Consider the following 8,322-nt stretch of genomic DNA (forward strand, 5'->3'; position numbering starts at 1 on the left):
AGCTTGCTCGCGAAGGGGCCAGGACGCCAGCCACTTTCTATGGGGAAGGACAGTCAGCATTCGCGAGCAAGCTCGCTCCCACAGGATCGTGGGTGACTTGGGATTTCGAACCATGCCGAGACTCGCGGGAGCGAGCTTGCTCGCGAAGAGGCCAGGACAGCCAGCCACTTTCTCTGGGGAAGGACAGTCAGCATTCGCGGCCGCTTCATGCCGCAGTGAACCGCTCCCGATACGCCTGGGGCGTCACTGATACCGCACGCATGAAGCTGCGCCGCAACGTTTCTTCCGTACCAAAACCGCAGCGGTCGGCGATGCGCTTGATTGGCAGCGCGCTGTCCCCCAGCAGTCGCCGCGCCGCTTCGACGCGCAGTTGCTCGATGGCCCGCGCCGGTGTGTTCCCGGTGTGGGCGCGGTAGTGGCGGACGAAACTGCGCTCGCTCATGCCCACCTGCGCCGCCAGTGTGGCAACCGACAGGTCACTGGCCAGATTGTCGAGAATCCAGGCGTGAAGGTCGCCAAACCGGCTGCCTTGATCACGGGTCTGGTGCTGCATCGACAGCGCCGTGCTGAACTGCGACTGCCCACCCGGGCGCTTGAGAAACACCACCAGATCCCGCGCCACGGCCAGGGCGATGTCCCGGCCCAAATCCGCCTCGACCATCGCCAGGGCCATGTCTATCCCTGCTGTCACCCCGGCGGATGTCCACAGTTGGTTTTCGTTGATGAAGATCGGGTCCGGGTCGACGCGCAGTTGCGGAAAACGCCGCGCCAGTTCGTCGCAACTGTCCCAGTGGGTGACCACCCGATGGCCGTCCAGCACGCCCGCCGCCGCCAGTAAAAATGCGCCGGTACACACCGACGCCACTCGCCGGGCACTGGCGGATTGCGTTCGCACCCAGTCCACCAGAACCGGGTCCAGCAGCGCCGTGTGCACCGCGCCGCCACCGGCGATGATCAGCGTGTCCGAAGATGTGGACGGCAGCGGGTGAGTAAGCAGTCCGAGCCCTGCGGAGGAGACCACGCTGCCGGGTTCGCGGGCGATGACCATGGGCCGGTATGGGATTTTGTTCAGGCCGGCTTCCTGGGCCATGACGTTGGCCGAGGCAAACACCTGCAGCGGTCCGGTGACGTCGAGTAACTGAACGTTGGGAAAGGCCAGAACGTGAACCGGCCTAGGCTGATGGGGCATGGCGCTCTCACTGTGAAGATTGGCGTGAATTGTCGGCTTTATGGCGTATCCGCCAGAGGCTAGCTCGCTACAGTGGTTTCGTCCAGTCGCTGGCCGAGCCCCATCGGCCGCGTCACTTCATACCGTCAGATGAATCACTTTCAGTACAAGGAAACACACCATGACCCTGCATATCGGCCTGCTGGTATTCCCCAAAGTCCAGCAACTGGACCTCACCGGTCCCTACGATGTTTTCGCCACCATGCCCGGCGTGGTCGTGCATCTGGTCTGGAAAAACCTTGAGCCGCTGCAGTCCAGCACCGGCCTGACCCTGGTGCCGACCGCGACCTTCGCCGACTGCATAGACCTGGACGTGATCTGCGTGCCGGGCGGGGTAGGGGTTGATGCATTGATGGAAGACGCGGAAACCCTTTCGTTCATCCAGCATCAGGCGGCCACGGCGCAGTACATGACTTCCGTCTGCACCGGCGCGCTGGTGCTCGGCGCAGCAGGGCTGTTGAAAGGCCGCCGCGCCACCACCCACTGGGCGTCCCATTCATTGCTGGAGCAGTTCGGTGCGATTCCGGTGCACGAGCGCGTGGTGCGCGACGGCAACCTGATGACCGGCGGCGGCGTGACGGCGGGTATCGATTTTGCGCTGACGCTGATCAGCGAAGTGTTTGACGCGGATACCGCCCGGACCATTCAGCTGCAATTGGAGTACGCGCCGGCACCGCCCTACGATTCCGGCCGACCGGACACCGCACCGGCGAACATCCTCGCCGTCGCCACCGATCGCGCCATGCAGGGTTTGCTGGCGCGTCGGCAGATTGTCGAACGCGTCACGGCGGCCATGGATTAACGGGCGGGATTAGAGCGGAGATTTATCGAGCGGGATTTCATACCAGCAGAGGAACAGGTCCAGCGCCGACTCGACCACTTCGCGCTGCTTGTCCGGCGCGAGCAGGGGCTCGTTGAGGGTGACTTGCGGCCAGAAGGCGAAGGCCTTGAGCAATGCATGGATCTGCGACGCGGCGAACACCGGCTCGACGGCCTTGAGGCGGCCGTCCTGCTGGGCGCCGCGCACCCAGACGGTGAAGGTTTCTTCCCGTTGATTGAGTCGGCTAACCCAGATCTGCGCACGATCGGGAGAGTGAATGGTCGCGCCGATGGCCACACGGGCCAGGTCGATGAAGTTGCTGTCACCGAGGGTTTTCATCTTCGCGTCGAGCAATTCGCGCAGTTGATCGCGCAGGGGCACGCCGGGTTTGTACACTGCATCGGTCTGCGTCGCGGCGGAGGACCACAGGCGATGGAGCATTTCGGAGAACAGTTCTTCCTTGCTGGGGAAGTGGTTGTAGACCGTGCGCTTGGAGACCTCGGCCCGGGCGGCAATCCGGTCCATGCTCGTGACCTCGAAACCGTTATCGCGGAACTCGGCTATCGCCGCCTGAACAATGGCTTCGCGTTTACGGTCGGTCAGTCGCAGTGGGGCAGTCATGGATTCGCTTCTGTGAGGTGGCGCGGACGACTCAACCGCCCGACAAGAAAATTACACCGGGCAGTTTACTTCTCTTTGCTCATCGTGCAAGCTTGAAACTACACTGTGTAGTGTAGAAGCAGCCAAGAGCTTCAAGCTGTAAGCTTCAAGTCGCAAGCTTACGGCGTACAGCATGCTCTTGCAGCTTGCAGCTCCCGCAACGCCACCTTCACCCGTTTCATGGAGTCAGCACCCTCATGGCCTCGATCGAAAAAAACCTTGATTCAAATCCTGCGCTGCCCGTTCTGACTCGGCGTGAAGGTCGCTATTTCAATCACAAGCCGATGGCGCGCTCGAGCGTGGGCAAAACCCTGCGCATCTTCTGGAATGCGCTGTTCAATAAACCCCACCACACCCGCCCGGCCGGGGAGATCCCGGTTCAGCCGCTGTCGCGCCAGCAACTGTTCGCGGCGCCCGATAACACGGTCTACCGGCTGGGCCACTCCACGGTGCTGCTGAAACTGCGCGGTGAATACTTCCTGACCGACCCCGTATTCGCCGAGCGTGCTTCGCCGGTGCAATGGGCCGGTCCGCAGCGGTTCCATCAGCCGCCGATCCGCCTGGAAGACCTGCCGCCGCTCAAGGCCGTGATCCTCTCCCACAACCACTACGACCACCTCGATCACATGACCATTCAGGTGCTCAAGGACAAGTCAGAGCATTTCATTACGCCGCTGGGGGTAGGGGACACGCTGATCGAGTGGGGCGTGCCGGCCGCCAAGGTCCAACAGTTGAACTGGTGGCAGTCGACGGAGATTCATGGCATTCGCTTTGTGGCGACCCCGGCGCAGCACTTCTCGGGCCGTACGCTGCGTGACGGCAATCAGACCCTGTGGGCGTCGTGGGTGATGCTTGATGGCGAGCAGCGCATCTTTTTCAGCGGTGACACCGGCTATCATGCCGGTTTCAAGCTGATCGGCGAGGAGTATGGCCCGTTCGACCTGACCCTGATGGAGACCGGCGCGTACAACGAAGACTGGCCGGACGTGCACATGCAGCCCGAAGAGACGCTACAGGCGCACATCGACCTGCGCGGCAAGTGGCTGCTGCCGATCCACAACGGCACCTTCGACCTGGCGATGCACGCCTGGCACGAGCCGTTCGACCGGATTCTCGCGCTGGCGTGGGACCGCAGCATTTCCATCACCACGCCGGAAATGGGCCAGCCGTTTTACGTTCAGTACCCCAGCCGAGGCGAGGCGTGGTGGCTGAAAGTGGACAAGGCTGCCGAGCCTGCGACCGACCGCTGCTCGAAACGGCGGGACGATCGCCAGCAGGTCACCAGTCGCGGTTAACCGGGCTATTTCAGGGTTTGGCGTCAGTGGAATCTGCCGGATGCTCCGTTTCCGGTGGTCGCTGTTGTTCACCGCTCTGATTGGCTTGTTTGTGTTCCTCGCCGACCTTGCCTGCGTTTTCAGGCTTGTGGTCGAGGTCTTCGCGATTGGACTCTTTATCAGGCATGGCGCCCTCCGGTGTACGAGGTTGATGGTTGATTTGATGCACGTGCTCAATGGTCGATCTGGTCGATCTGGTTGATCAGCATCAGCGCTTCGTCTTTGAACAGCGGTCGTTTCATGCGTTCGGCGAGCATCGCCATGGGCCGTTCACGCTCACAGCTGACCACCGCCGCGACAACGCCCTGTTTGCAGATAAGCGCCAGGAAATCGAAGCGTTCCGGCTCGCCCAAGTAGACGATGTCGTCCCAGTCTTCGGCGTGGCCGAGGTAATCCAGACGCTTCTCAAAATGGTAGGTCCAGAAGTACGGCACATCGGTGTATCGCAGGTCCTCGCCGAGCATGTTGCCCGCCGCAATGCGTGCCTGTTGTTGGGCCAGGCGCCAGTGCTCGATGCGCCGGGGCTGATGGTTGAGCGGAAAGGTGGCAATGTCGCCGGCCGCCCACAGATCCTTGCCCGCGCGCATGCCGTCGTCTACGGCCAGTGAACCGTCGTCCTCCAGTTGAACGCCGTCGATGAAATGCGTCACCGGGCTCACGCCGACGCCGACCAAGGCGAGATCCACCTGCAGTCGTTCGCCATTGCTGAGCACCGCCGTCTGCAGCAGCTGCCCATCTTTTTCATCACCCTCGAACCGACTGACGTCCACGTGGGTGCGGAACAGCACGCCGTTCTGCTCATGCAGCGCCCGCAGGGCTTTGCCGATGCGCTCACCCAACTGACCGGCAAACGGTACTTCATGACGGGCCAGAACCGTCACGCTCACACCTTGTGTGCGCAACGCCGACGCCGCTTCCAGCCCGATAAAACTGTCGCCAACGATCAATGCATGGCTGCCTGGGTGGATCGACGCAAGAATTCGGCTGGCGTCGTCGCGGCTGCGCAGGGTCAGGACTTGCGGCAGATCAGCGCCCACCAGGGACAGCGCGCGCGGCTCGCCACCGGTGGTGACCAGCGCCGCGTCGTAGTCAAAGCGGCGCCCGTCCGCCAGTGTGACCCGCTTGTTGACGACGTCCAGTTTCATCACCTCGCCGTGCACCCGTTCGATGCGGTTGCTCAGGTAGAACCCGTCGTCGCGCAGAGCCGGGATCTCATCGGTATCCATTTCGGCGGACAAGACAAATTTGCTCAGCGCCGTGCGGTCGTACCCGGCCGCGGCTTCTCTGTCGATGAGCCGTAATTGACCGTTGAAGCCTTTTTCCCTCAGCGCGCAGGCAGCCGCCGTGCCCGCCGCACCGGCGCCAATGATGACGAAGCAGCGGCTGTCCTCGGCCAGCGTCGGCGTGTCGGCGGTGATGGGCTGGTCATCGACATGCACATGGCCATCGATGACGTGGACGGGGTATTGGGTCAGGGCATCCAGCGCAGGCGGTTCGCAGAGATGGCCGTCGTCGATGGAAAATTCGGCCTTGTGCCAGGGGCATACCAAGTGGCCGTTGCAGATCGCGCCGTCGGCCAGTGGCGCGCCGGCATGGGGGCAGAAGGCTTGAAACGCGCGGACTTCGTCGCCGTGCAGAACCAGCAGCGCCTTGGTTTCGCCAAACTCGACCTGGAGACCGCGGTCTTGCTGAATATCGGTCAGAGGGGCGACTCGATGCAGAGGCATGTGCGCTTCCTTGTGGGCTTTTATTGGACTTAGGGGCTTTTAGTTGGGAGTCGGCCGTCGGGGGAGAGGTTCAGGGAATTATCGGGAAGTCGGTTGGGCGGGCGCGCCGTTCGCTTCAACTGCCGGTGGAACGCCCAAAATCCGAGGTCATTTCACTGCGTCTGGCTATTGCGTCAACTTGAGCCGCTCATGCCAGTCGGCAATCGACTCTTCAGGGAATGCCTCGAACTGCTGGTCATTGGGTCCTGCGGCCACTTCCACCCAGGGCGCCTTGGAGTTCAGCAACAAGTGCGTGTGCTCCGGCGGAGTCGGCAACGGCGTGTCGATGGCTGACGCAAACGGGTGGATCAGCTCCGGCCACTCGGGGCTGAACAGCCACAGCCCGCTGCCGCACCGTTTGCAGAAATGCCGTTCAGCGCTGCTGATGCGGGTTTGGTGACCCTCATCGTCGCGCATCTTCGCGTGGTAGATGGCGATGTTGTCCTTGCCTTTGACGTCGAGACTTTTCGCATCGCCGCCCAGGTTGATCGCGTAGCCGCCACCGCCCTGGGTCTTGCGGCAGATCGAGCAGTAGCAGCGTTGATAAGGGTAGGGATGGGCGCTTGTCAGGCTGAATTCGACGGCGCCGCAATGGCAGGAACCTTCCAGATGCATATTCACCTCCGCTTGAATGTGATGTCGGGCCTAAGGGTCTAGACCGCTCAAGCGGGCGGGGTTCGATGTTTTCTCGAACGGGCGTTCGGATTATTCACGGACCGTTGGCTAAAGAAGCCTGCGGCAACGTCGATAAGCCGTAGTCATATGACCACTTTGCGTCCCGCCCCTCCAAGAATGAGCCACCCTTTATGAGCCTACGCAACCTGACCATCGCCCGCCGCGCCGGCCTTGGGTTTACCCTGATTTCCCTGTTGGTCGCGCTGCTCGGCTGGTTCGCCTTGAGCCAGATGTCGACGATCCGACAGAGCGAGGTGGCGGTTGAAAGCAACTGGATGCCGAGCATGCGTCTGGTCAACGACATCCGCGAAGCCATGCTGCGCATTCGCACGATCTCGCTGCGGGTTGCCCTTGACACCGATCCGAAAAATCTCAGCGTCTACAAAGGTCAGATGGACGCGCGCGCGAAGATCCTCGACGAGAAACTCGCCAGCCTCGACACCTTCATCGACACCCCGGAAGAGAAGGCGTTGTACGGCAAATTCCGCGCGACCCTGGTCGATTATCAGCGCGGTTTGACCCAGTCTTTTGTGCTCGCCGAGAGCGGTGACTTCAAGGCGCTGAACAAACTGCTGCTGGTGGACATGAAAACCGCCGTCGACAACTCCGGCGCGCAATTGGGCGATCTGGGTGATTTCTACTCCCATCAGGTCGAGCTCGAAGGCGCTGCCGCCGAAGCGCAATACGGCAACTCCCGAAACGTGGTGCTGGTGTTCGTGCTGATCGCAGCACTGGCCACCGTGGTGCTCGCGGTGTGGCTGACCCGCAGCATCGTTCGCCCGCTGCAGGAAGCGGTTGATGCCGCCGAATACGTGGCCAAGGGCGATTTGACCCATGACATTCGCGTCGAGGGCAATGACGAAGTGACGCGCTTGCAGAGCGCGTTGCAGCAGATGCAAACCAACCTGCGCTCGACCCTGAGCCTGATCGGCAATTCGGCGAGCCAGCTGGCGTCGGCCGCCACCGAGCTGAACTCGGTGACCGAAGACAGCCATCGCGGTCTGCACCAGCAGAACGCCGAAATCGAACAGGCCGCCACGGCGGTGAACGAGATGACCTCGGCGGTCGAGGAAGTCGCGCGCAACGCCGTGTCGACGTCCCAGGCGTCGAGCGAATCGAACACGGCGGCCCGCGACGGCCAGAGCCGGGTCATCGACACGGTCAATTCGATCCAGACCCTGTCCGGCAACGTCCAGCACACCTCGGACCTGGTGCAGAACCTGGCCGATCAGTCCAAGGACATCGGCAAGGTGCTGGACGTGATTCGCTCCATCGCCGAGCAGACCAACCTGCTGGCGCTGAACGCTGCCATCGAAGCCGCACGGGCCGGTGAGTCCGGACGCGGGTTCGCCGTGGTCGCTGATGAAGTGCGCGCACTCGCCCACCGCACCCAGCAGTCGACCCTGGAAATCGACAAAATGGTGACGACCATGCGCAGCGGTTCCACCGAAGCAGTGGAGTCGATGTCGATCAGCCGCTCACGGGCGACCGAAACACTGGGGTTGGCCCAGGGTGCCGGCGAGTCGCTGAGCCGCATCACTACGTCGATCAACGAGATTTCCGAACGCAATCTGGTCATCGCCAGCGCCGCCGAAGAGCAGGCGCAAGTCGCCCGGGAAGTGGACCGCAACATCGTCAATATCCGCGACCTGTCGATGCAGTCGTCGTCCGGCGCCAACCAGATCAGCGCGTCGAGTAACGAACTGTCCCGGCTGGCGGCGGAGCTGAACCAGGTGGTGACGCGCTTTCGGGTTTGATGGTTCTTCTCAACGTCTCAAAGGCTTCCCGGCTAAAGCCGGTCCCACAGGGTAATGCGGTATGAGTGCGACCGGCTTTAGC

General features: G+C 62.2%; 8 protein-coding genes and 1 pseudogene. 4 read left to right on the forward strand and 5 right to left on the reverse strand.

The window, feature by feature from the left end:
• Positions 1-205: 205 nt before the first annotated feature.
• Positions 206-1,189, reverse strand: a complete 984-nt coding sequence (locus QMX88_RS27960) for a GlxA family transcriptional regulator (protein WP_282373489.1) — start codon at positions 1,187-1,189, stop codon at positions 206-208.
• 160 nt (positions 1,190-1,349) lie between these two features.
• Between QMX88_RS27960 and QMX88_RS27965 the strand changes: the two genes are divergently transcribed.
• Positions 1,350-2,030 (forward strand): DJ-1/PfpI family protein, encoded by a 681-nt coding sequence (locus QMX88_RS27965; RefSeq protein WP_282373490.1) that lies wholly within the window; start codon positions 1,350-1,352, stop codon positions 2,028-2,030.
• 9 nt (positions 2,031-2,039) lie between these two features.
• On the opposite strand, the gene QMX88_RS27970 is transcribed toward QMX88_RS27965, so the two are convergent.
• Positions 2,040-2,669 (reverse strand): TetR/AcrR family transcriptional regulator, encoded by a 630-nt coding sequence (locus QMX88_RS27970; protein WP_282373491.1) that lies wholly within the window; start codon positions 2,667-2,669, stop codon positions 2,040-2,042.
• Positions 2,670-2,905: 236 nt separating this feature from the next.
• Between QMX88_RS27970 and QMX88_RS27975 the strand changes: the two genes are divergently transcribed.
• On the forward strand, positions 2,906-4,003 hold the full coding sequence (locus tag QMX88_RS27975; RefSeq protein WP_282373492.1) for an MBL fold metallo-hydrolase: 1,098 nt from the start codon (positions 2,906-2,908) through the stop codon (positions 4,001-4,003).
• Positions 4,004-4,013: 10 nt separating this feature from the next.
• Here the strand turns inward: QMX88_RS27975 and QMX88_RS27980 are convergent, their stop codons facing one another.
• The 3 genes from QMX88_RS27980 to QMX88_RS27990 form a co-directional block, all read right to left on the reverse strand.
• On the reverse strand, positions 4,014-4,169 hold the full coding sequence (locus QMX88_RS27980; RefSeq protein ID WP_192174314.1) for a hypothetical protein: 156 nt from the start codon (positions 4,167-4,169) through the stop codon (positions 4,014-4,016).
• A gap of 46 nt (positions 4,170-4,215) precedes the next feature.
• Positions 4,216-5,769, reverse strand: coding sequence for an FAD-dependent oxidoreductase (locus tag QMX88_RS27985; RefSeq protein WP_282373495.1), 1,554 nt, complete (start codon positions 5,767-5,769; stop codon positions 4,216-4,218).
• A 165-nt stretch (positions 5,770-5,934) separates the two neighbouring features.
• Positions 5,935-6,423: a GFA family protein gene (locus QMX88_RS27990; protein ID WP_282373496.1), complete on the reverse strand. Its 489-nt coding sequence runs from the start codon at positions 6,421-6,423 to the stop codon at positions 5,935-5,937.
• A gap of 191 nt (positions 6,424-6,614) precedes the next feature.
• Between QMX88_RS27990 and QMX88_RS29940 the strand changes: the two are divergent.
• Positions 6,615-7,382 (forward strand): annotated as a pseudogene (locus QMX88_RS29940) (MCP four helix bundle domain-containing protein); the annotation flags it as partial.
• A complete protein-coding gene (locus QMX88_RS29945; protein ID WP_423574802.1) occupies positions 7,377-8,240 on the forward strand; it encodes a methyl-accepting chemotaxis protein in 864 nt (287 codons plus the stop codon). The pseudogene QMX88_RS29940 and the gene QMX88_RS29945, both read left to right, overlap by 6 nt.
• The last annotated feature ends 82 nt before the right edge of the window (positions 8,241-8,322 follow it).

The sequence above is a fragment of the Pseudomonas sp. PS02290 genome (assembly GCF_029960075.1).
In the GTDB taxonomy this organism is placed as follows: domain Bacteria; phylum Pseudomonadota; class Gammaproteobacteria; order Pseudomonadales; family Pseudomonadaceae; genus Aquipseudomonas.